Source organism: Nocardia sp. X0981 (genome assembly GCF_977089955.1).
The window spans coordinates 4,349,212-4,375,168 of sequence record NZ_OZ372435.1 but is presented as its reverse complement, the minus strand read 5'-3'; the positions used below and the strand labels follow the sequence as shown (position 1 = coordinate 4,375,168).

At 69.1% G+C, this 25,957-nt stretch carries 2 protein-coding genes (1 of these 2 cut by a window edge); one reads left to right on the top strand and one right to left on the bottom strand.

From position 1 onward, the window contains the following. The first annotated feature begins 328 nt into the window (after positions 1-328). Positions 329-3,067: a DEAD/DEAH box helicase gene (locus ACYR7D_RS19150; RefSeq protein ID WP_459545900.1), complete on the top strand. Its 2,739-nt coding sequence runs from the start codon at positions 329-331 to the stop codon at positions 3,065-3,067. A 45-nt stretch (positions 3,068-3,112) separates the two neighbouring features. On the opposite strand, the gene ACYR7D_RS19145 is transcribed toward ACYR7D_RS19150, so the two are convergent. Beyond that, positions 3,113-25,957, bottom strand: the 3' portion of a protein-coding gene (locus tag ACYR7D_RS19145; RefSeq protein WP_459545899.1) for a non-ribosomal peptide synthase/polyketide synthase. The gene runs 15,576 nt beyond the window's last position; the window shows 22,845 of its 38,421 coding nt (coding positions 15,577-38,421); its start codon lies beyond the right edge, outside the window — the gene reads right to left on this strand; its stop codon occupies positions 3,113-3,115.

Genomic DNA, 25,957 nt, shown 5'->3' with positions numbered 1-25,957 from the left:
GCACAGGTGAAAGCGCACAACGCACACCACACAACCTGGTGCGGATCCGTCACGGTGAGGGCGGGAACGGGGTACTCCACCGCGCACTGGCCACGCTCCTCGGCTCGCCGAGCCGGATCCGGGCGGCTTCGCCGGTCCATCGCCGGCGGCGAGGAACCTCCACGGCGGAGAGCCCTTGCTCGGAGGCGTTTCGGCTGCTCGAAGGGTATCCGGCTCGGTGTCGGCCGAGTCGGTTATGGTGACCGGGTTGATCATGTCGTCGTCACACCACGGGCCCGAACACGACCTATCCGGTGCGACCAGTTCACGGAGGGCCACAGTCGAGGCGATGCAGCTCGAGGATGATGCGTCCGACTCCGCTGGTCCACAGTCTCCACTCCTCTGGCTGAAGACCTCCGATCCCGACTTCGTCGTACCCGGCTACCCACCCGGCACCGACGTCCGCGTACTGCTGCCGGTCGGCGAGCGTTTCGAACCACTGCGGAACCGTCTCACCGCCCAGCGCATTCCGTTCCGGGAGGTCGGGTATCTGCTGGAGCACGAGATCATCTCCGATCTCACGGCGGATGGCAGACTGTACGCTGCCGTCGGCGCGCACGGATTGCCGTCCCGGCAGCCGCGACCGCTGGCGGGCGCCGCCGCCGAGGCCGCGCGAGACGGATTCGAACTCATGTGGCACGACCACGTCACCAATCGCGAAGCCCCGGCACGGCCGGTGCCCGTCGACCGGCTGATCCCCGCCGACTGGGTCCGATTCCTACCCCACCAGGTGATGAACCCCGCTCAGGCCGAGGCCGTTCCGCACATCATCGGCAGTGACGACCACCTGATCGTCATCGCGCCGACCGGAGCGGGGAAAACCGTGATCGGGATGGTCGCCGCTCTCCGCACCGTCCTGGAACAGGGCAGAAAAGCCGCCTGGCTCGTCCCGCAGCGTTCGCTCACCGACGAGTTGAACCACGAACTGGACAGCTGGCGCCGACGCGGGCTGGCAGTCGAACGGCTCTCCGGTGAATACCGTGTCGATGCCCAGCGCATCCGGGCCGCCGACCTCTGGGTGACGACCACGGAGAAGTTCGAGGCGATTTCCCGGACCTCCTCGTTGCGGGAGGCTCTCACCGAAGTCGGCTGCCTCGTAGTCGACGAGATCCATCTGCTCGGTGACCCCGGGCGCGGATCGTTCCTGGAAGCGATTCTCGCGCGCGTGCGCGCGGGTGACGCGCCGACCCGGATAGTCGGCCTCTCCGCCACCGTCGCCAATGCGGACCAGATCGCGGCGTGGCTGCGCGCCCGCACCGTCCGGGTGGCATGGCGCCCTACCCGCCTGACGTGGCAGCTGCCGATGGTCGCGAACAGCAGCGACTGGAGCCTGGTGGAAGGCGCGAAGGCACGCCTGACCGCGAATATCGTCAATATGGTGACCAGCGACAGCGGCAGTGTGCTCGTCTTCTGCGGGAGCAAACGCAATGTCCGGCGTACCGCGCTGATCATCGCGGCGAATCGCGGCGCGAACGTTTTCGGCGTCGACCCCGACGACGCCGACGCCGTACACCGGATATGTCAGGCCGCCGGTGTCGGTTTGCACTACAAAGGGTGGGAACACAAGCGGGAAGCCGAAAAGGGTTTCCGGGCAAGGGAACTGGATGTCCTCGTCGCCACTTCGACAGTCGCCGCGGGGGTGAACATGCCGGCGCGGGCCGTTGTCGTCCAGGACACCGAGGTCGGTCTCAAAGGTATCGATGTCGCCACCGTCCAGCAGATGTTCGGGCGGGCGGGCCGCGTCGGCGCGGGCGAACGCCACGGTTGGGCCTTCCTGCTCGTCGACGAGTCGGAACGCTCCGTATGGCAGCGCCGGCTGCTGGCCGGTTTCCGCGTCAATTCCCAGATCCACGCGAACTTGCCCGAACACGTACTGGCAGAAGTGGCACAGCAACGCATCCGCTCGTCGAACGACGCCGAGCGCTGGTACGAGAACACACTCTCCTACTACCAGGGCAATCGGGAGAACACACCGCTGCGCCGATCGATAGCCGATCTGGGCAGCGGGGATTTCCTGAAGACTCACCGAACCGCCGCCGACACAGCCGAACTGACCACCACCGATCTCGGGTTACTGACGGCGCGACTCATGGTTCCGCCCGTGGTCTGTGATGAACTACGCCGCGCGCTCACCGATTCCGCGATCCCCACCTCGGCCGACGAGGCCGAACAGCTGTTGATCGAAACGCTGGCCACCCGGATCCCGAGGCTCGCCCAGGCCGCCATCAGCGAGGACATCAAACCGCGCGCGCTCGAGTTGAAGGCACGCCACGGATTCCTGGACGGCGCCGGAGCACCCGAGTCGCCGATCGCGCCACCCCACCCCGGCTATCTGCCCGGTGATCTGGCATGTGCCGCGCTTTTCGTCGCCGCGAACTCACCACACGCATTCAATCGGGCGGCCCGCACCATCGGCGGAATCCCCTACGCCACCATGTATCCCGTATTGGAGGAGGCACCTCGCTACCTGCATTGGCTCGCGGGCCAGGGGTTCCTCGGCACTATTCACCCCTGGATCGCGATCGTTGCCGCCGACTTGGGTCGGCGCATCCGGTGGCGGCGCTGCAATCCTCCGCGCGGCGCGGGACGGCTACTGTGGATATGCGAGCAAATGGCCACGGCCGCGCATGTGGAGGACGTCCTCCCCCTGCTCTGGCGGGCTGCCACCACCCGCGGCATCACCGATCCCGACTGGGTGGAAACCGGACGCCCCCAGGGTTGCCGATTGAATCCGTCCGATTACGCGACCCTGCTGCGTGACCGCGCCACCGATGCGCTCGTAACCCTCGATGCCCATCGGGCGGACCTGGTGTGCTCGACGGCGGCAACACTCGCGGTCTGGAGCGGGGAAGACTATCTGGCTACGCCTGCTCCCCAGGGACGCGCGCACACCACCCTGCCCGTGAACAGTTCCGGGTCCCAGGGCTCGGCGGTTTTCACCCGCCGAGGAGACTATCGCGCCTACGGCTGGCTCGACCGCTACAACGGATTCAGCCGGGAGCTGCATTCGATAGCAGCACCCGCCTGAAACGATGCGGCAGATACGACTGTCATCTCCCGGTGCGGCAGCCCCCTACGGTATGGCGTGTTGCCGTGCGACGCCGGCGAGGTAGTCCTCCAGAACAGGACCGATAACAGCCAACGCCTCCGGTGTCGCCATCTCCAAATGCGCACAGGCCACCACGTGCTCGTGTATGTCCCCGGTGACAGCCGACCGCCAGACCTCGGCGGAGAGCCGATTACCGGCCGCGTCGACCGACTTCGCCGCGCTGAAGAACAACAAATCGCCATCGAATACGCCGGTCCGGAATTTGCGCAGGATTTGTTTCCGGTTCTCCATCCAGATACCGAGACGTTCCAGGTGCGTGGCTGTGAGACCGGTATCCAGACCGAACGATTTGTTCAGGAGCAGGACGGCATCCTCGAACGACAGCTCGCCATTGGCATTGCTGGCAGCCAGATCCGAGCCCGTGGCGTGGAGTGAGCCATCGGTATGGAGCTTCGACAGCTCCGCACCCATAGCGCGAACCAACTTCTCGGCACTGATCTCCCCTTCGAACATCTCCTCCCCCTCGATGGTGTCGTCTTCCCCGTGGACAACATCGGTGTCCAGGAGAGCAAGTGTCGCAACAGCGTCACCGGCATCGCGCAATTCGACGGCCATGGCATGTGCAATCAAGCCGCCCAGAGACCATCCCAACAGGTGATACGGACCGTGCGGCTGGACGGTGCGGATCTCCTCGACGTACCGATGGGCCAACTGCTCGATCGATTCGAAGCCGGGATCACCGCTGAGCACCGGTGATTGCAGCCCGTACACGGGCTGGTCGGGCGAGAGATGCTGAATCAACCCTGAATACGCCCACGAAAGTCCACTTCCCGGATGTACGCAGAAGAGGGCAGGTCGACTACCGGTGGAACGCAGCGGCAACACCACTCCGAAAGCATTGTCGGCTGCCGCCCCGCGCAAGCTCAGTGAACTGCCGATGCGCCGGGCGAGGCCTGCCGGTGTCGGATCGAGGAACACGAGACTCACGGGGATATCGACACCGAGTGTGTCCTGGAGCCCGGTCACAACTCTGATCGCGATCAGTGAGTTGCCGCCGATATCGAAGAAGTTGTCGTCGGCGCCGACCCGGCCCACCCCGAGGGCCTCGGCGAAGACCGTGGCTATGGCTTCTTCGATCGGTGTGGCCGGTGCCCGGTACGTTCCGGCTGTGTAGTCCGGGGCGGGCAGGGCTCTACGGTCCAGTTTCCCGTTCACCGTCAACGGCAACCGATCCAGCACCACCACCGCCGCGGGCACCATGTACTCCGGTAACCGCCCGGCGGCGAACTCCCGCAACTCGGTGATCCGGCCGGTGGCGGCGGGATCGTTGACATAGCCGGCCAGGGAATCGATCGGGCCGGCCGGTAGATACACCTGTGTCAGCGCTTCGGGCACCGGCGTACCGGTTGTGGTGGTGTAGACCGCGTCCATCAGGCCGGGGGTCGAAGACCAGGTCAGCACCGCGGTGTATCCCAGCTCTCGGGCGAGCAGGTGACAGTCCTGGGGTGTGACCGCGCCGGCCGCCGGGTCGAGACCCTCGCGCAGGCCGGCGACCGGGGCGCGATCGGCGGCGTGGTCGAGGGCAGCGGCCATGGCGATATCGGGTGCCAGCCCGGCATGGGGGATCCCGCTGATCCGTAGCTGCTCGGGGTGGTGGGTGCGCAGGTGTTGCCGCACTCCGCTCAGGTCCTCGAACCGCTGCCACGGCCGTACCGGCACGGAGGCCAGCGACCGCGCCGCTACCGGCGCCTTACGCAGCACGACCTCGTAGCGGTAGCGGCCCAGTTCGTCGGCCAGCCGCGGATCGGTCTGCGGGTGGTGGATCGGCATGTTCTTCAGTTGTATGTCGACCGCCGCGATCTCGGGCAGATGCTGCGGCAGGGCGGTGAAGAATTCCGGTGCCAGTACCAGTTCCCGCTCGGCGAGTAGTTCCCGCCGTACCCGCTGGCGTACCGCGGCCGCGGTGGCGGTGTCCTCGGCGTGGGCGCATTGCACCCCGGTGACGAATTCCCGCAACAGCGCCTGGTTACGCACATCCCCGATGAACACCGCGCCCCCGGGAGTCAGCAACCGCAGTGCTTTGTCGAGCACGTCCAGCAGATACGCCGCGTTCGGGAAGTACTGCACCACCGAGTTCAACACCACCGTGTCGAAGTGGCCGGGGGGCAGCCCTTCGACCACATCGGCCGGCTGCACCCGCAACCGCACCCGCCCGGCCCACGGCCGGTCCCGCAGCCCGGCCCGCAACCCCTCGATCGAGGCGGCCGAGAAATCGGTGGCCCAGTACTGTTCGCATTCGGGTGCCAGCTGTGAGAGCAGCAACCCCGAACCGGCCCCGATCTCGAGGACCCGCCGTGGCCGGAGCCCGCGGATCCGCTCCACCGTGGCCGCCCGCCACGCCCGCATCCGCTCGAGCGGGATCGGCCGACCGGTGTAGCTGGAATTCCAGCCCGAGAAATCTTCCCCGAACTCCGCCGCAGCAGCACCGGCCCCGGCACCGGCCCCGGCACCGGCCTCGGCACCGGCACCGGCACCGGCCTCGGCTTCGGCTTCGGCCTCGGCACCGGCTTCGGCTTCGGCACCGGCTTCGGCTTCGTCACCGGTATAGCCCTGCTCCCCGGAATACAGTTCGTCGTAGAGCCGCTGCCACTGTCCCACCAGCTCCGTTTCCCGCCCGTGCTCCCGGGTCAGGCTCACATCCCGGTCGAGTACCACATATCCCACCAGCTGTTTACCCATCACCCCCTCGGCGCTGTCGGCCCGCTCGGGTCCGAGGTCGCGGGCCACCACCACCGCCTGGCTGACCTGTGGATGCGCCACCAGCACCGATTCGACCTCTTTCGGTTCGACCCGGAACCCGCGTACCTTGACCTGTTCATCGGCGCGGCCGACGAACTCCAACCGGCCCGCACCATCCCAGCGCACCAGGTCCCCGGTCCGATACATCCGCTGTCCCGCTCCCGCGAACGGATCGGCCACGAACCGGGCCGCGGTCAATCCCGCCCGGCCGCGATACCCCCGCCCCACTCCCGCACCGGCGATATACAACTCCCCCACCACCCCCACCGGTACCGGCATCAACCCCGCGTCCAGCACGAACACCCGCGCATTACCGATCGGCGACCCGATCGACACCCGCCCGCCCGACGGATCCACCACTCCGAGGGTGGTATAGATCGTGGTCTCGGTCGGCCCGTAGGCATTGATCACCCGAATCCCCGGCATCGCGGACTGCACCCGCTCGGCCATCCACACCGTCAACGCTTCACCCGCGAATACGAGGGTGCTCGCCGCGATCGTCCCCGGCGTGATCTGATCGAGTAGTGCCGCGAATACCGACGGCACCGTACTGATCACATCACCCGTCCACCCATCCTGCTCGCCGAGCACCAGGACATCACGGACCATCTCGATACTCCCGCCCGTACACAGCGGCGTGAACATCTCGAAGACCGACACATCGAACGTCGCCGACGTACTGGCCAGTACCCGGCAGGCCCCCTGATCGAGGGTAGAACTCATTCGAGACACACAGTTGACCACGTTGCGGTGGCTGATGGCGACGCCTTTGGGGGTTCCGGTCGATCCGGACGTATACATCACATACGCCAGATGCTCCGGGCTCAGCGGGCCTATCCGGTCGGTGTCGGTGAGGTCGGTTCCGCGCCTGCCGGGGATGGTCTCGACCTCTCCGTTGCCGGCGGCGAGACCGGGGCCGAGGGTATCGAGGTGCACATGCTCGATACCCGTGGAGGGCAGTGCCGCGGCGGTGGTGGTATCGGTGAGGATCAGTACCGGGTGGGCGTCGGTGAGGATGAATCCGGTGCGTTCGCTGGGATAGTTGGGGTCGATCGGCAGGTAGGCGCCCCCGGCCTCGAGGACGGCCAGTAACGCGGTCACCAGTTGCGGGCCGCGGCCCAACGCGACCGCGACCACCGATTCCGGGCCCACCCCACGCTCGATCAACACCCGCGCCAACCGGTTCGCCCGCGCGGCGAGCTGCCGGTAGGTGAGCTGCCGGCCGGCGAAGACCACCGCCACCGCCTCCGGTGTGGCGGCCACCTGCTGTTCGAACAACTCCGGCACCGTCACCCCCGGCACCGCGACCGCGGTGTCGTTCCAGGACCGCAGGAGCTTTTCCCGCTCGCCGGGGACCAGGACGTCGAACCGATCGATCCGTGTTTCCGGATCGGTCAGCACCGTTTCGAGCAGCCGCACATACCGGGCCGCGATCTGTTCGACCGTGCCGGGGTCGAACAGATCGCTGGCGTACTCGATCGAGCCCTGCACGCCCTGCGGCTCACCCGCGAGGCGCGGCAACTCGGTCAGGCTGAAGAACAGATCGAATTTCGCCGTTCCCGTCGTCACGGGCTCCGGGCCCAGCTCCAGCCCCGGGAAATCCATCTCCGGGAAAGGATTGTTCTGCAACGCGAACATCACCTGGAACAGTGGCTGGTAGGCGGTCGAGCGGGTGGGGTTGAGCAACTCCACCAACCGTTCGAACGGCGCGTCCTGATTCTCGTAGGCCGCCAGCGCCTTCTCCCGCACTCGTTCGACGACCTCACCGAAACTCGGATTCCGCGACGTATCGACCCGCAACACCCAGGTGTTGACGAAGAACCCGACCAGATCCGTCAACGCCTCGTCGGTGCGGCCCGCGATCGGGCCTCCGATCGGGATATCGTCACCGGCCCCGAGCTTGTGCAACAACACCGCCAACCCCGACTGCAACACCATCGACACCGTCGCTCCGAGCCGGCGCGCGAGTTGTTCTGCCCCTGCCAGCACCTGCGGGGTGAGGGTGAACGTCACCTCCGCACCGCGGTAACTGGCCACCGCCGGTCGGGGACGGTCGGTGGGCAACCGTAGCTGTTCCGGTGCCCCTTCCAATTCCCGGCGCCAATACCTGAACTGGGCGGCCAGCACACTGTCGGGATCGTCTTCCGAGCCCAGCCATTCCCGCTGCCACAGGGTGTAGTCGGCGTATTGCACCGCCAGCGGCGCCCACCCCGGTGCCGTACCGGCCGATCGCGCCGCGTACGCGCGCGCCACATCCCGCGCCAACGGCGCCATCGAGGCCCCGTCTCCGGCGATATGGTGGATCACCAGCATCAGGACATGCTCTTCGGCGGCGCACCGGAAGATCCGGGCCCGGACCGGGACTTCGGCCGACAGGTCGAACCCACGGCCCGCTACCGCCGCCACAGCCGCTGCCCGTTGTGTCTCGGTCACCGGCAGCACCTCACCGATCAGCTGATCGGCCGATATCGCCTCGATCGGCAGGACCTGCTGGAACGGCACGCCCTCGTCCTCGACGAAGATCGTGCGCAGGCTCTCGTGGCGAGCGACCACGTCCACGATCGCGGCCCGCAATGCGGCCACATCCAACACACCATGCAGTCGTACCGCCAGCGGAATGTTGTATGTCGCCGATGCCCCCTCGTAGCGGTGGATGAACCACAACCGGCGCTGGGCATACGACAGCGGTAACCGCTGCGGCCGCTCCCGCGCCACCAACGGCGCCCGTACCGTGCCCTGCTCCGCCAGCCGGGGCGCCAGGCCCGCCACCGTCGGGGACTCGAAAACCACCCGGATCGGTACTTCCACCCCCAACACCGACCGGATCCGGCTCACCAGACGCGTCGCGGTCAGGGAATCACCACCCAGGTCGAAGAAGTTGTCGTCGGCGCCGACCCGGCCCACCCCGAGGATCTCGGCGAAGACCGCGGCTATGGCTTCTTCGATCGGTGTGGCCGGTGCCCGGTACGTTCCGGCTGTGTAGTCCGGGGCGGGCAGGGCTCTACGGTCCAGTTTCCCGTTCACCGTCAACGGCAACCGATCCAGCACCACCACCGCCGCGGGCACCATGTACTCCGGTAACCGCCCGGCAGCGAACTCCCGCAACTCGGTGATCCGGCCGGTGGCGGCGGGATCGTTGACATAGCCGGCCAGGGAATCGATCGGGCCGGCCGGTAGATACACCTGTGTCAGCGCTTCGGGCACCGGCGTACCGGTTGTGGTGGTGTAGACCGCGTCCATCAGGCCGGGGGTCGAAGACCAGGTCAGCACCGCGGTGTATCCCAGCTCTCGGGCGAGCAGGTGACAGTCCTGGGGTGTGACCGCGCCGGCCGCCGGGTCGAGACCCTCGCGCAGGCCGGCGACCGGGGCGCGATCGGCGGCGTGGTCGAGGGCAGCGGCCATGGCGATATCGGGTGCCAGCCCGGCATGGGGGATCCCGCTGATCCGTAGCTGCTCGGGGTGGTGGGTGCGCAGGTGTTGCCGCACTCCGCTCAGGTCCTCGAACCGCTGCCACGGCCGTACCGGCACGGAGGCCAGCGACCGCGCCGCTACCGGCGCCTTACGCAGCACGACCTCGTAGCGGTAGCGGCCCAGTTCGTCGGCCAGCCGCGGATCGGTCTGCGGGTGGTGGATCGGCATGTTCTTCAGTTGTATGTCGACCGCCGCGATCTCGGGCAGATGCTGCGGCAGGGCGGTGAAGAATTCCGGTGCCAGTACCAGTTCCCGCTCGGCGAGCAGTTCCCGCCGTACCCGCTGGCGTACCGCGGCCGCGGTGGCGGTGTCCTCGGCGTGGGCGCATTGCACCCCGGTGACGAATTCCCGCAACAGCGCCTGGTTACGCACATCCCCGATGAACACCGCGCCCCCGGGAGTCAGCAACCGCAGTGCTTTGTCGAGCACGTCCAGCAGATACGCCGCGTTCGGGAAGTACTGCACCACCGAGTTCAACACCACCGTGTCGAAGTGGCCGGGGGGCAGCCCTTCGACCACATCGGCCGGCTGCACCCGCAACCGCACCCGCCCGGCCCACGGCCGGTCCCGCAGCCCGGCCCGCAACCCCTCGATCGAGGCGGCCGAGAAATCGGTGGCCCAGTACTGTTCGCATTCGGGTGCCAGCTGTGAGAGCAGCAACCCCGAACCGGCCCCGATCTCGAGGACCCGCCGTGGCCGGAGCCCGCGGATCCGCTCCACCGTGGCCGCCCGCCACGCCCGCATCCGCTCGAGCGGGATCGGCCGACCGGTGTAGCTGGAATTCCAGCCCGAGAAATCTTCCCCGAACTCCGCCGCAGCAGCACCGGCCCCGGCACCGGCACCGGCCTCGGCACCGGCACCGGCCTCGGCTTCGGCTTCGTCACCGGTATAGCCCTGCTCCCCGGAATACAGTTCGTCGTAGAGCCGCTGCCACTGTCCCACCAGCTCCGTTTCCCGCCCGTGCTCCCGGGTCAGGCTCACATCCCGGTCGAGTACCACATATCCCACCAGCTGTTTACCCATCACCCCCTCGGCGCTGTCGGCCCGCTCGGGTCCGAGGTCGCGGGCCACCACCACCGCCTGGCTGACCTGTGGATGCGCCACCAGCACCGATTCGACCTCTTTCGGTTCGACCCGGAACCCGCGTACCTTGACCTGTTCATCGGCGCGGCCGACGAACTCCAACCGGCCCGCACCATCCCAGCGCACCAGGTCCCCGGTCCGATACATCCGCTGTCCCGCTCCCGCGAACGGATCGGCCACGAACCGGGCCGCGGTCAACCCCGCCCGGCCGCGATACCCCCGCCCCACTCCCGCACCGGCGATATACAACTCCCCCACCACCCCCACCGGTACCGGCATCAACCCCGCGTCCAGCACGAACACCCGCGCATTACCGATCGGCGACCCGATCGATACCGACACCCCATCCAGCTCATCGGATCCGGCCACCGAGTACCAGGTGGCACACACCGTGGTCTCGGTCGGCCCGTAGGCGTTGATCACCTCGACCTCGGGACAGGCGCGGCGGAACCGGTCCACCGCGGCCGGGGACAGCACATCCGCGGCGGTGACGACCTGGTCCACCCCGGCCCAGGTCCCGGGGTGCTCCCCGGCCCGGGCCGCCAGCAGATGAAACATCGGGGTCGCCGCGAACAACGCGCTCACCCGCTGCTCCCGCACCAGCCGTTCCAGAAGGCCCGGGTCCGCCGGGCCGGGCGCGGCGATCACCAGCGCGCTGCCGGACAGCAACGCCGGCCACATCTCATAGGCCGAGGCGTCGAAACCCACCGACGAGGACATCAGTACCCGCGTGCGCCGGCCCGCCGGCCAGCCGTGGAACACCAGATTGATCACGTTGCGGTGGCTGATCGCCACGCCTTTGGGGATACCGGTCGATCCGGATGTGTACATCACATACGCCAGATGCCGCGGGTCCAGCCCGCCGATCCGGTCGGTGTCGGTGACTCCACCGGCATCCTCCCCCGCGACCCCGGTCTCGGTCTCGGGCTCGGGCTCGGGCTGGTCGGGGAGGGTGTCCAGGAGCAGTGTCGCGGTCTCGGTGGGGGGTAGCGCGGCCGCGGTGGTGGTATCGGTGAGGAGCAGTACCGGGTGGGCGTCGGTGAGGATGAATCCGGTGCGTTCGCTGGGATAGTTGGGGTCGATCGGCAGGTAGGCGCCCCCGGCCTCGAGGACGGCCAGTAACGCGGTCACCAGTTGCGGGCCGCGGCCCAACGCGACCGCGACCACCGATTCCGGGCCCACCCCACGCTCGATCAACACCCGCGCCAACCGGTTCGCCCGCGCGGCGAGCTGCCGGTAGGTGAGCTGCCGGCCGGCGAAGACCACCGCCACCGCCTCCGGTGTGGCGGCCACCTGCTGTTCGAACAACTCCGGCACCGTCACCCCCGGCACCGCGACCGCGGTGTCGTTCCAGGACCGCAGGAGCTTTTCCCGCTCGCCGGGGACCAGGACGTCGAACCGATCGATCCGTGTTTCCGGATCGGTCAGCACCGTTTCGAGCAGCCGCACATACCGGGCCGCGATCTGTTCGACCGTGCCGGGGTCGAACAGATCGCTGGCGTACTCGATCGAGCCCTGCACGCCCTGCGGCTCACCCGCGAGGCGCGGCAACTCGGTCAGGCTGAAGAACAGATCGAATTTCGCCGTTCCCGTCGTCACGGGCTCCGGGCCCAGCTCCAGCCCCGGGAAATCCATCTCCGGGAAAGGATTGTTCTGCAACGCGAACACGACCTGGAACAGTGGCTGGTAGGCGGTCGAGCGGGTGGGGTTGAGCAACTCCACCAACCGTTCGAACGGCGCGTCCTGATTCTCGTAGGCCGCCAGCGCCTTCTCCCGCACTCGTTCGACGACCTCACCGAAACTCGGATTCCGCGACGTATCGACCCGCAACACCCAGGTGTTGACGAAGAACCCGACCAGATCCGTCAACGCCTCGTCGGTGCGGCCCGCGATCGGGCCTCCGATCGGGATATCGTCACCGGCCCCGAGCTTGTGCAACAACACCGCCAACCCCGACTGCAACACCATCGACACCGTCGCTCCGAGCCGGCGCGCGAGTTGTTCTGCCCCTGCCAGCACCTGCGGGGTGAGGGTGAACGTCACCTCCGCACCGCGGTAACTGGCCACCGCCGGTCGGGGACGGTCGGTGGGCAACCGTAGCTGTTCCGGTGCCCCTTCCAATTCCCGGCGCCAATACCTGAACTGGGCGGCCAGCACACTGTCGGGATCGTCTTCCGAGCCCAGCCATTCCCGCTGCCACAGGGTGTAGTCGGCGTATTGCACCGCCAGCGGCGCCCACCCCGGTGCCGTACCGGCCGATCGCGCCGCGTACGCGCGCGCCACATCCCGCGCCAACGGCGCCATCGAGGCCCCGTCTCCGGCGATATGGTGGATCACCAGCATCAGGACATGCTCTTCGGCGGCGCACCGGAAGATCCGGGCCCGGACCGGGACTTCGGCCGACAGGTCGAACCCACGGCCCGCTACCGCCGCCACAGCCGCTGCCCGTTGTGTCTCGGTCACCGGCAGAACCTCACCGATCAGCTGATCGGCCGATATCGCCTCGATCGGCAGGACCTGCTGGAACGGCACGCCCTCGTCCTCGACGAAGATCGTGCGCAGGCTCTCGTGGCGAGCGACCACGTCCACGATCGCGGCCCGCAATGCGGCCACATCCAACACACCATGCAGTCGTACCGCCAGCGGAATGTTGTATGTCGCCGATGCCCCCTCGTAGCGGTGGATGAACCACAACCGGCGCTGGGCATACGACAGCGGTAACCGCTGCGGCCGCTCCCGCGCCACCAACGGCGCCCGTACCGTGCCCTGCTCCGCCAGCCGGGGCGCCAGGCCCGCCACCGTCGGGGACTCGAAAACCACCCGGATCGGTACTTCCACCCCCAACACCGACCGGATCCGGCTCACCAGACGCGTCGCGGTCAGGGAATCACCACCCAGGTCGAAGAAGTTGTCGTCGGCGCCGACCCGGCCCACCCCGAGGATCTCGGCGAAGACCGCGGCTATGGCTTCTTCGATCGGTGTGGCCGGTGCCCGGTACGTTCCGGCTGTGTAGTCCGGGGCGGGCAGGGCTCTACGGTCCAGTTTCCCGTTCACCGTCAACGGCAACCGATCCAGCACCACCACCGCCGCGGGCACCATGTACTCCGGTAACCGCCCGGCAGCGAACTCCCGCAACTCGGCCGCCACAGCCGCATCGCCGGATTCCCCGTCGAGGCCGATATCGGTGTCGAGCACCACATATCCCACCAGCTGCCCGGCGGAATCCGTATCACCGGCCGCGGCGGTGCCCCGGGCGATCACAACCGCCTGTACCACCGCCGGATGCGAGACCAGCACCGACTCGATCTCACCGAGCTCGATCCGGAAGCCCCGCACCTTCACCTGGAAATCGCTGCGCCCCACGTACTCCAGCTGTCCGTCCACCCGCCACCGGGCTCTGTCCCCAGTGCGGTACATCCGCTCACCCCGCGCACCGTAGGGATTCGCGACGAATCGAGCGGCCGTCAACCCAGCCCGGCCCCGATAGCCCCGAGCCAGTTGCGCGCCCGAGACGTACATCTCGCCCACGACGCCCCGCGGCACCGGACGCAGAAGGGCATCGAGCACCACCACCCGCAGACCCGCGATGCCCCGACCGATCACACTCGCCGAGGCCGAGGCAGCCAGTTCCCGATCCAACGGCAAACAGGTCACATGCACGGTGGACTCGGTGATGCCGTACATGTTGACCAACGTCGGACCAGTACCGTCGTATCGCGCGTACCAACGCCTCAGCCGACCGAAGTCGAGAGCCTCGCCGCCGAAAATCACGTACCGCAGCGACAGCTGCTGCTCATCCGCACCGCCCGGCTCGACCGATTCGGCCTCGGCCATCTGATAGAACGCGGTCGGTGTTTGGCTGAGCACGGTCACCCGCTCTCGCCGCAGCAGCTCGAGGAATTCCTCGGGCGACCGCGCGGTGTAGTGGTCGACTATCACGAGCGTGCCGCCGTACAGCAGCGCACCCCACAGCTCCCACACCGAGAAATCGAACGCATACGAATGGAACATCGTCCACACGTCCGCCTCGTCGAAGCCGAACACATCGCGGGTGTTCGCGAACAAGGTCAGCACATTGCGGTGCGAGACGAGTACACCTTTCGGGGTTCCGGTCGAACCCGACGTGTAGATCAGATACGCCACCGCGTCGGGATCGACAGGTGCCTGCCGCTCCGTGTCGGTCACCGGCAGCGACGAAAGACCCGCAAGCGTGGCTTGCGTAGCGGGATCGTCGAGAAGCACCACCGGTCGCTCACCGACCGGCAGCACCCCCACCTCCGCGACGGTGGTCAGCACGCATACCGGATCCGCGTCGGCGAACAGGAACGCCACTCGCTCAGCCGGATAGAACGCATCGATCGGTAGGTACCCGCCACCAGCCTCGAGGACCGCCAGCAGAGCGACGATCAGCTCCGTCGAGCGGGGCATGGCCACTGCCACCAACGATTCCGGGCCCACCCCCGAGGCAATCAGATGCCGCGCCAACCGATTCACCCGCGCATCCAACTCACCGTACGAAAGCGCCGAGTCCCCGAACACCACGGCCGTCGACTCCCGGCGGCGCTCGACTGTGCGCGTGAACATCTGCGACAAGGTCGCCGGCTCCCCCTCGACCCCACCCTGATTCCAGCCGTCGAGCACCAGTGCCCGTTCGGCGGCGTCGAGAAGATCGATATCGGCCAGCGGGGTGGAGGGGCTGGTGGTGAAGGTGGTGAGCAGGTGGGTCAGGCGGGTCAGGACGGACTCGATGAGGGCGGGGTCGAACAGGTCGGGCAGGTATTTCACCGACAGGTGCAGCCGGGTCGAGCCGGAAGCGGCCAGGGTCAACGGGTAGTGGGTGGCGTCGTGTCCGCTGATCCCGGTGACCCGGATCCCGGCCAGATCGGTGGCCCGGGTCAGCTCGGCGCGTTCGACGGGGTAGGACTCGAACACCGTCAACGTGTCGAACCGCGCCCCCGGGCCGGCGGCCTGCTGGATCTCGGTCAGGCCGAGGTAGTGGTGTTCCAGCAGCGCCGCCTGCTCGGCTTGGACCCGGACCAGCAGCTGGGCCAGGGTTTCCCCGGGATCCAGCGTGATCCGCACCGGCACGGTGTTGATGAACAACCCGATCATGTCCTCGATCCCGGGAACCTGGGCCGGGCGCCCGGAGACCACACCCCCGAACACCACGTCCTGCCGGCCGGTCCAGGCCGACACCACAAGACCCCACCCGGCCTGGACCATCGTGTTCATCGTGACCCCGAGCTCGCGGGCCAGTACCGCCAGCGCGCTGGTGTGGTCCTCACTCACATCCACACTCATCTCATCGGGGAAGGCCGCGAGTTGCCGGCCCCGCCCGGCCGGGGCCAGCAGGGTCGGTTCCCCGGCCCCGGCCAGCGCCCGGGCCCACACCGCCCGGGAGGCCCGCACGTCCCGGCCGGCGAGCCAGGCCAAATACCGCTGGTAGGAACAAGCCCGCGGCAACGCGGCGGGATCCCCTCCGGCGGCATACAGCAGCAGCAGTTCCCGGATCAGCAGCGGGGTCGACCAGCCGTCGAGCAGGATGTGATGGTTGGTCAGCACCAGCCGGTGCTGCCGGGGGCCCACGGTGATCAGCATCAACCGCAGCAGCGGCGGAGCGGCCATGGTGAAAGAGCTACCCCGGTCGGTGGCCAGCAGTTCCTCGATCGCCGCCTGCTGCGCGGGTTCCTCGACCCCGCTCAGATCCACCACCCGCACCGGTACCTCCACCCCGTCCGGCACCACCTGCACGAACATGACCTCGGCGTTGTGGTCCGGGTCGGGGTTGTGGACGAATCCGGCGGCGAGGTTGGGGTGGCGGTGCAGCAGCGCGGTGGCCGCGGTACGCAGCCGGTGGGGTTGTATTTCTCCGTGCAGGTCCAAAACCAGTTGCACCAGGTAGGCGTCCACCGATTCCTCGGCCAGCAGGGCGTGGAACAACAGCCCGGTCTGCAGCGGCGCCAGCGGCCATACCTGCCGCAGCCCGGGGAAGCGGTGTTCGAGGGTGTCGATACCGGGTTGAGTCAACCGCAGCAGCCCCAGATCCGAGGGAGTCAAACCCCCGGCGCCGGGACCGGTGGCGTGGGTGGCCAGCGCGGTCAACGCGGTCGTCCACCACCGCGCCAGCTGCCGGACCTGCCCGGCGGTCAGCACCCCGGGCGGGAACGACCACCCCGCCCGCAGGACCGGCCCGTCGGCGGTGTCGGTGACCACGGCATTGATATCGAGGCTCGTGTCCGGGGGCAGTTCCCGGGCCCGGCCGGTAGCCGCACCGATCTCCACCGGCACCCACCCCCGCCCCGCACCGGCCCCGGCACCGGCCCCGGCCTCGGTGCCGGTGCCGGTGCCGGGCGGGGTGAGGGCGACCCGGCCCAGGTAGTTGAACCCGATCTGCGGGGACGGTAACGCCGCCAGCAGCGGCGCGGTCTCGGGATTGAGGTAGCGCAGCAACCCGTAGCCGATCCCGTGATCGGGCAGGGCCCGTAGTTGTTCTTTGACCGTCTTGACCACCACGCCCGCGGCGGGGCCGGCGGCCAGCGCCCGGTCCACATCGATCCCGCCCAGATCCAACCGGACCGGGAAGATCGTGGTGAACCAGCCCACCGTGCGCGACAGGTCCGCCCCGGCCACCACCTGTTCTTCCCGGCCGTGGCCCTCCACCCCCACCAGCACCGGCCCCCCACCACGGTCGTGGTCGCGGCGCCAGCGGGTCACCGCCAGCGCCAGCCCGGCCAGCAACCCGTCCTCGACACTGCCGTGGAACCGCCGCGGCACCGTGGTCAGCAGCGTTTCGGTCACCTCTGCCGGTATCCGCACCGTCACCGTGTCCACCGCTGCCGCGGTATCCACGGCCGGGTCGACCCGCCGGGCACCCAGCAGCGGATCGGGACCGGCCAGCATCGCCTGCCACAACCCCAGCTCCGCGACCCGCTCCCGCGCACACGCGGCCGCGGCCAGCCCCGCGGCCCACCGCCGCATCGAGGTCCCCACCGCCGGTAACCCGGGCTCACGACCGGCCGCGATCCGTGCCCACGCCGCCGCCAGATCCGGTATCAGAATCCGCCACGACACCCCATCGACCACCACATGATGCGCCACCACCAGCAACCGGCCACCCCGACCACCAGCACCCGCCACATCCACCACACCGGCACCCGCCACCCCCGCATCCGGCACACCAGCACCCGTATCCGGCACACCGGCATCCACCAACCCGGCTTCCACCGCTCCGGCATCCACCGATCCGGCATCCACCAACCCGGCCTCCACCGATCCGGCATCCACCGATCCGGCCTCCACCGATCCGGCATCCACCGCTCCGGCATCCACCAACCCGGCCTCCACCGCTCCGGCATCCACCGCTCCGGCATCCACCAACCCGGCCTCCACCGGTCCGGCCTCCGCGACACCGGGACCGAACTCGGTCACGGCCTCGGGGCCGGGGTCGAACCACACCAGTTGCAGCACCACTCCCGCCGCTGGATCCAGCCGGTCCACCGCGGCCTCGGACTCGGCGGCCAGGACCGCGGAGAACTCCTCGTCCGGCAGCCCCGCCACCGGCACCCGGTGGATCAACCCCGCCGCCGGCACCGACCCCACCGGCGCGACCGTCAACCCCCACCCACCAGCACCGGCACCAGCGGTCCCGGCCTCGGTGCCGGTGCCGGTGGTGGTGGTGGTGGTTTCGTGGTGGAGGTGGGCCCGGAGTATGTCGTGGTGGTCGAGTACGGCTTGTACCGTGCGGGTCAGGGTGGGTTCGTCGATGTGGTCCGGTAGGGAGAGCAGGACCTGTTGGGAGAAGCGGTCGATGCCGGTGTCGTGGTCGAGCAGCCACGACAGGATCGGTGTGGGTGTGATGGGTCCGGTCCCGCCGCCGGGTAGCTCGGCCGGGCCCGGTCCGGTGGTGCTGGGTCGCGCGGTTTCGGCCAGGCCGGCGACGGTTTTGCGTTCGAAGACATCGCGGGCCGAGATCAGTACTCCGGCGGCTTTGGCGCGGGCGACCAGTTGGATGGCCATGATGCTGTCGCCACCGAGGCCGAAGAACGAGTCCTGGACCCCGACCCGTTCCACGCCCAGGACCTGGGCGAACAACCCTGTCAGCACTTCTTCTTCCGGCGTCGACGGCGCCCGGTACACCCCGGTGGTGTAGTCGGGGGCCGGCAGGGCTTTCCGGTCCAGCTTCCCCGACGGGGTCAACGGGAGCTCCTCGAGCACCATCACCACCGCGGGCACCATGTATTCCGGTAACCGCCCGGCGGCGAACTCCCGCAACTGCGCCCCGATCCCCACACCACCATTCCCCGTATCGGTATCGGTGCCGGTGCCGGTGTCGGGGTGGAGTACTACATACCCCACCAGGCGGGTGCTGGACACGGTGTCCCCGCCCCCGTCTCCGTTTTCGTTGCTGTCTGTGGTGCTGGTGTGGGTGGTCACGACGGCTTGCCGTACCCGGGGATGGGTGGTGAGTACCGCCTCGATCTCCCCGGGCTCGATCCGGAAACCCCGCACCTTGACCTGGGAATCGTTACGCCCCACATACTCCAACTGCCCCGCGGTGTTCCAGCGCACCACATCCCCGGTCCGATACATCCGCTGCCCCGCCCCCGCGAACGGGCCGGCCACGAACCGGGCCGCGGTCAACCCCACCCGGCCGTGATACCCCCGCGCCACCCCCGCACCCGCCAAATACAACTCACCGGCCACACCCACCGGGACCGGCCGCAACCGGGCATCCAGCACCACGACACCGAACCCGGTGGCCGGGGTACCGATGGTCACCGGCTGCCCGGGCCGCAACGGATCGCTGATGGTGGCCTGGATGGTGGCCTCGGTGGGCCCGTAGGCGTTGAACACCGCCCGGTCGCGGGCCCACCGGTCGGCCACCTCCGCGGAAAGCGCTTCCCCCGCCACCGCCAGGGTCTGCAACGTGTCGAGACCGGCCGGGTCCAGGGAAGCAAGCGCGGTAGGAGTCAGGAACGCGTGGGTGATGTGTTCGGTGCGCAGCAGGTGAGCCAGTTCGGCGCCACCGTAGACCGCCGGCGGGACGATCACCAGCGTCGCCCCGGCGGCGAAGGCCATGAGCATCTCATAGATCGAGGCATCGAAACTCGGGGAAGCCGCATGCGAGACACGCGCCCGACCGGTCACCGCGAGGTGTCGTTGTTCGGTGACGGCCAGATCGGCCAGGCCCCGGTGGGTGACCGCGACGCCTTTGGGGGTCCCGGTGGAACCGGAGGTGTAGATCAGGTACGCGATATGGTCGAGGCGCAGGCCGGTGGGCCGGTCGGTGTCGGTGATCGTGGTGGCCGCGGAACCGGCGCAGGCCCGTTCCACAGCGGGATCGTCGAGCACCACCCAATCAACAGTCACGGTCCCGGGTAGTCCGGGGTGTTCGTGGGAGGTCGTGATGCCGAGGGTGGCGCCGGAATCGGTGAGCATCCGGGTGATCCGCTCCCCGGGGTAGCCGGGATCGATGGGCAGGAACCCGGCCCCGGTCTTGGTCACCGCCCACACCGCGGCCACCGACTCCAGCGACCGGGCCACCGCGATGGCCACGAACGTTTCCGGGCCCGCGCCCCGGGCGAGCAACACCCGCGCCAACCGGTTGGAATACCGGTCCAGTTCCCGATACGACACCTCCCGCGCCCCGGCCGAGACCGCTACCGTTTCCGGGTAGGCCCCCGCGGTAGCGGTGAACACCTCCGGCAGGCACCGCGGTGTCCCACCCGCCGCGCCGCGGACCGGGGCCAGGGCGTGGTGTTCGGTGGGAGTGAGGATATCGATATCACCGACCGCTACCGCGGGATCGGTACTCACCGCGGCGAGGATACGCAGGAACCGGTCGGCGAAACCACGGACCGTGGCCGGGTCGAACAGGTCGGTGGCGAAGGTGAAATCGGCGGCTATCCCGGCGGGAACACCGTCGGGGGTGAACTGTTCGGCCACACCCAGTTGCAGGTCGAACTTCGCCACCCCGGCATCGATACTTTCGGTGCGTACCGTCAATCCCGGTAACCGCAGGGGCACCGGGGTGTTCTCCCGTAATTCCAGCACCACCTGGAACAGCGGGGCATAGGCCGCCGACCGGGTCGGGGCCAGCTCGTCGACCACCCGCTCGAACGGGACCTCGGCATGCGCGAACGCCGCGAGATCGGTGTCGCGGGTGCGGTCGAGCAGCGCGGCGAAACCACACCCGCTGTCCACCCGGGTACGCAGCACCAAGGTATTGACGAACATCCCCACCACATCGTCGAGGACGGCCTGCCCGCGCCCGGCGATCGCGGTACCCACGGTGATGTCGGCGCTCCCGGACAACCGGGCCAGCAGCACCGTCAACGCCGCGTGCATCGTCATGAACACCGACGCCCGATGCCGCCGCGCCAGAGCCAGCAGCCCCTGATGACACTGCGCGTCGATACCGAATTCCACCACCGCGCCCCGTAACGACCGCTGCGCCGGCCGCGGCCGGTCGGTCGGCAGGTCCAGCAGCGGCGGGACCCCGGCCAGGACCTGCCGCCAATACCGCAGCTGCCGCGCCGCGGCGCTGTCGGGATCGGTTTCCGAGCCCAGCCATTCCCGCTGCCACAGCGTGTAATCGGCGTACTGCACCGCCAGCGGCGCCCACTGCGGGGCCGTGCCCGCGAGGCGGGCGGTGTACGCGGTACCCATATCCCGCGCCAACGGTGTGATCGATACCCCGTCGGCCGCGATGTGATGCACCACCAGCACCAGCACGTGCACCTGCGGGCCCAGCCGCAGCAACCGGGCCCGCACGGGTACCTCGGTGGTCACATCGAACCCGGTCGAGGCCGCTTCCACCAGCAGTTGCCGCACCCGCGCCTCTCCCCCGGTGACCGGCACCGGGGTCAGGTCCGGTACCGCCCGCCCGGCCGGCACGACCACCTGTACCGGGCCGTCCCCGGAATCGGGAAACACCGTGCGCAGTGCTTCGTGCCGGTCCAGCACATCCCCCAGCGCCGCGGTCAACGCGGCCACATCCAGCACACCGGTCAACCGGATCGCGGCCGGCACGTTATAGGCCGGGGAAGTGGTATCGAACTGATTGATGAACCACATCCGCTGCTGCGCCCACGACAACGGCACCCGCTCCGGGCGTTCCCGCGCCACCAGCACCGGCCGTCCCCCACCCGCGGCGGCGGCGGTGGTGATCCAGCCCGCCAGCCCCGCCACCGTCGGGGCCTCGAACACCGCCTGCACCCCGACCTCGGTATCCAACGCCGCCCCGACCCGCGCCACCAACCGGGTCGCGGACAGCGAATCCCCACCCAGATCGAAGAAATTGTCCTCGGCCCCGACCCGCGCCACCCCGAGTACCTCGGCGAACACCGCCGCCACCACTTCCTCCACCGGCGTCGACGGCGCCCGATACACCCCAGCGGTGTAATCCGGGACCGGCAAAGCCCGCCGGTCCACCTTCCCCGACGGAGTCAACGGGAGCTCCTCGACCACCATCACCACCGCCGGCACCATGTACTCCGGCAACCGCCCAGCAGCAAAACCCCGCAACTCCGCCCCGATCCCCACACCACCACTCCCGGTACCGGTACCGGTACCGGTACCGGTACCGGTGCCGGTACCGGTGCCGGTGCCGGTGCCGTGCCCGTTCCCGTCCGCGGCGCCGGTGTGGAGTACTACATACCCCACCAGGCGGGTGCTGGACACGGTGTCCCCGCCCCCGTCTCCGTTTTCGTTGCTGTCTGTGGTGCTGGTGTGGGTGGTCACGACGGCTTGCCGTACCCGGGGATGGGTGGTGAGTACCGCCTCGATCTCCCCGGGCTCGATCCGGAAACCCCGCACCTTGACCTGGGAATCGTTACGCCCCACATACTCCAACTGCCCCGCGGTGTTCCAGCGCACCACATCCCCGGTCCGATACATCCGCTGCCCCGCCCCCGCGAACGGGCCGGCCACGAACCGGGCCGCGGTCAACCCCACCCGGCCGTGATACCCCCGCGCCACCCCCGCACCCGCCAAATACAACTCACCGGCCACACCCACCGGGACCGGCCGCAACCGGGCATCCAGCACCACCTCACGCACCCCACGGGCCGGGCCCCCGATGGTCACCGGCCGCCCGGGCCGCAACGGATCACTGATATTGGACATGATCGTGGCCTCGGTCGGCCCGTAGGCGTCGTAGAGCCGCCGGCCCACCGCCCAGCGGGTGACCAACTGGGGTGGACAGGCCTCGGCACCGGTGACCACCTCGGTGAACTCTTCGAGACCGCCGGGGTCGAGCGTGGCCAGCACCGTCGGTGTGAGGAACCCGTGAGTGATGTGTGCGGCACGCAGCAACTCGGCCAGCTCGCTACCACCGCGGACCCCCGGGGCCGCGATCACCAGGGTCGCCCCGGCAGCGAAGGCCATCACCGACTCCAGCACCGAGGCATCGAAACCCGGGGAAGCGAAACACAGCACCCGCGAACCCGGCCCGACCGTGCAGCGCTGGCGTAACTCGGCCGCGACGTTGTTCACCCCCCGGTGGGTGACCGCGACGCCTTTGGGGGTCCCGGTGGAACCGGAGGTGTAGATCAGGTACGCGATATGGTCGGGGCGCAGGCCGGTGGGCCGGTCGGTGTCGGTGATCGTGGTGGCCGCGGAACCGGCGCAGGCCCGTTCCACAGCGGGATCGTCGAGCACCACCCAATCAACAGTCACGATCCCGGGTAGTCCGGGGTGTTCGTGGGAGGTCGTGATGCCGAGGGTGGCGCCGGAATCGGTGAGCATCCGGGTGATCCGCTCCCCGGGGTAGCCGGGATCGATGGGCAGGAACCCGGCCCCGGTCTTGGTCACCGCCCACACCGCGGCCACCGACTCCAGCGACCGGGCCACCGCGATGGCCACGAACGTTTCCGGGCCCGCGCCCCGGGCGAGCAACACCCGCGCCAACCGGTTGGAATACCGGTCCAGTTCCCGATACGACACCTCCCGCGCCCCGGCCGAGACCGCTACCGTCTCCGGGTAGGCCCCCGCGGTAGCGGTGAACACCTCCGGCAGGCACCGCGGTGTCCCACCCGCCGCGCCGCGGACCGGCACGAGGTGCCGGTACTCGTCGGGGGTGAGCAACTCCACCCGCGCCAGCGGGGTGGAGGGGCTGGTGGTGAAGGTGGTGAGCAGGTGGGTCAGGCGGGTCAGGACGGACTCGATGAGGGCGGGGTCGAACAGGTCGGGCAGGTATTTCACCGATAGGTGCAGCCGGGTCGAGCCGGAAGCGGCCAGGGTCAACGGGTAGTGGGTGGCGTCGTGTCCGCTGATCCCGGTGACCCGGATCCCGGCCAGGTCGGTGGCCCGGGTCAGCTCGGCGCGTTCGACGGGGTAGGACTCGAACACCGTCAACGTGTCGAACCGCGCCCCCGGGCCGGCGGCCTGCTGGATCTCGGTCAGGCCGAGGTAGTGGTGTTCCAGCAGCGCCGCCTGCTCGGCTTGGACCCGGACCAGCAGCTGGGCCAGGGTTTCCCCGGGATCCAGCGTGATCCGCACCGGCACGGTGTTGATGAACAACCCGATCATGTCCTCGATCCCGGGAACCTGGGCCGGGCGCCCGGAGACCACACCCCCGAACACCACGTCCTGCCGGCCGGTCCAGGCCGACACCACAAGAGCCCACCCGGCCTGGACCATCGTGTTCATCGTGACCCCGAGCTCGCGGGCCAGTACCGCCAGCGCGCTGGTGTGGTCCTCACTCACCTCCACACTCATCTCATCGGGGAAGGCCGCGAGTTGCCGGCCCCGCCCGGCCGGGGCCAGCAGGGTCGGTTCCCCGGCCCCGGCCAGCGCCCGGGCCCACACCGCCCGGGAGGCCCGCACGTCCCGGCCGGCGAGCCAGGCCAAATACCGCTGGTAGGAACAAGCCCGCGGCAACGCGGCGGGATCCCCTCCGGCGGCATACAGCAGCAGCAGTTCCCGGATCAGCAGCGGGGTCGACCAGCCGTCGAGCAGGATGTGATGGTTGGTCAGCACCAGCCGGTGCTGCCGGGGGCCCACGGTGATCAGCATCAACCGCAGCAGCGGCGGAGCGGCCATGGTGAAAGAGCTACCCCGGTCGGTGTCCAGCAGTTCCTCGATCGCCGCCTGCTGCGCGGGTTCCTCGACCCCGCTCAGATCCACCACCCGCACCGGTACCTCCACCCCGTCCGGCACCACCTGCACGAACATCGCCTCGGCGGTGGGGTCCGGGTCGGGGTTGTGGACGAATCCGGCGGCGAGGTTGGGGTGGCGGTGCAGCAGCGCGGTGGCCGCGGTACGCAGCCGGTGGGGTTGTATTTCTCCGTGCAGGTCCAAAACCAGTTGCACCAGGTAGGCGTCCACCGATTCCTCGGCCAGCAGGGCGTGGAACAACAGCCCGGTCTGCAGCGGCGCCAGCGGCCATACCTGCCGCAGCCCGGGGAAGCGGTGTTCGAGGGTGTCGATACCGGGTTGAGTCAACCGCAGCAGCCCCAGATCCGAGGGAGTCAAACCCCCGGCGCCGGGACCGGTGGCGTGGGTGGCCAGCGCGGTCAACGCGGTCGTCCACCACCGCGCCAGCTGCCGGACCTGCCCGGCGGTCAGCACCCCGGGCGGGAACGACCACCCCGCCCGCAGGACCGGCCCGTCGGCGGTGTCGGTGACCACGGCATTGATATCGAGGCTCGTGTCCGGGGGCAGTTCCCGGGCCCGGCCGGTAGCCGCACCGATCTCCACCGGCACCCACCCCCGCCCCGCACCGGCCCCGGCCCCGGCCCCGGCCTCGGTGCCGGTGCCGGTGCCGGGCGGGGTGAGGGCGACCCGGCCCAGGTAGTTGAACCCGATCTGCGGGGACGGTAACGCCGCCAGCAGCGGCGCGGTCTCGGGATTGAGGTAGCGCAGCAACCCGTAGCCGATCCCGTGATCGGGCAGGGCCCGTAGTTGTTCTTTGACCGTCTTGACCACCGCGCCCGCGGCGGGGCCGGCGGCCAGCGCCCGGTCCACATCGATCCCGCCCAGATCCAACCGGACCGGGAAGATCGTGGTGAACCAGCCCACCGTGCGCGACAGGTCCGCCCCGGCCACTACCTGTTCTTCCCGGCCGTGGCCCTCCACCCCCACCAGCACCGGCCCCCCACCACGGTCGTGGTCGCGGCGCCAGCGGGTCACCGCCAGCGCCAGCCCGGCCAGCAACCCGTCCTCGACACTGCCGTGGAACCGCCGCGGCACCGTGGTCAGCAGCGTTTCGGTGACCTCTGCCGGGATCCGCACCGTCACCGTGTCCACCGCTGCCGCGGTATCCACGGCCGGGTCGGCCCGCCGGGTGCCCAGCAGCGGATCGGGACCGGCCAGCATCGCCTGCCACAACCCCAGCTCCGCGACCCGCTCCCGCGCACACGCGGCCGCGGCCAGCCCCGCGGCCCACCGCCGCATCGAGGTCCCCACCGCCGGTAACCCGGGCTCACGACCGGCCGCGATCCGTGCCCACGCCGCCGCCAGATCCGGTATCAGAATCCGCCACGACACCCCATCGACCACCACATGATGCGCCAC

Coding starts and splice junctions, on each gene's coding strand:
- ACYR7D_RS19150 (WP_459545900.1), top strand. CDS start 329: ATGCAGCTCGAGGATGATGCGTCCGACTCCGCTGGTCCACAGTCTCCA.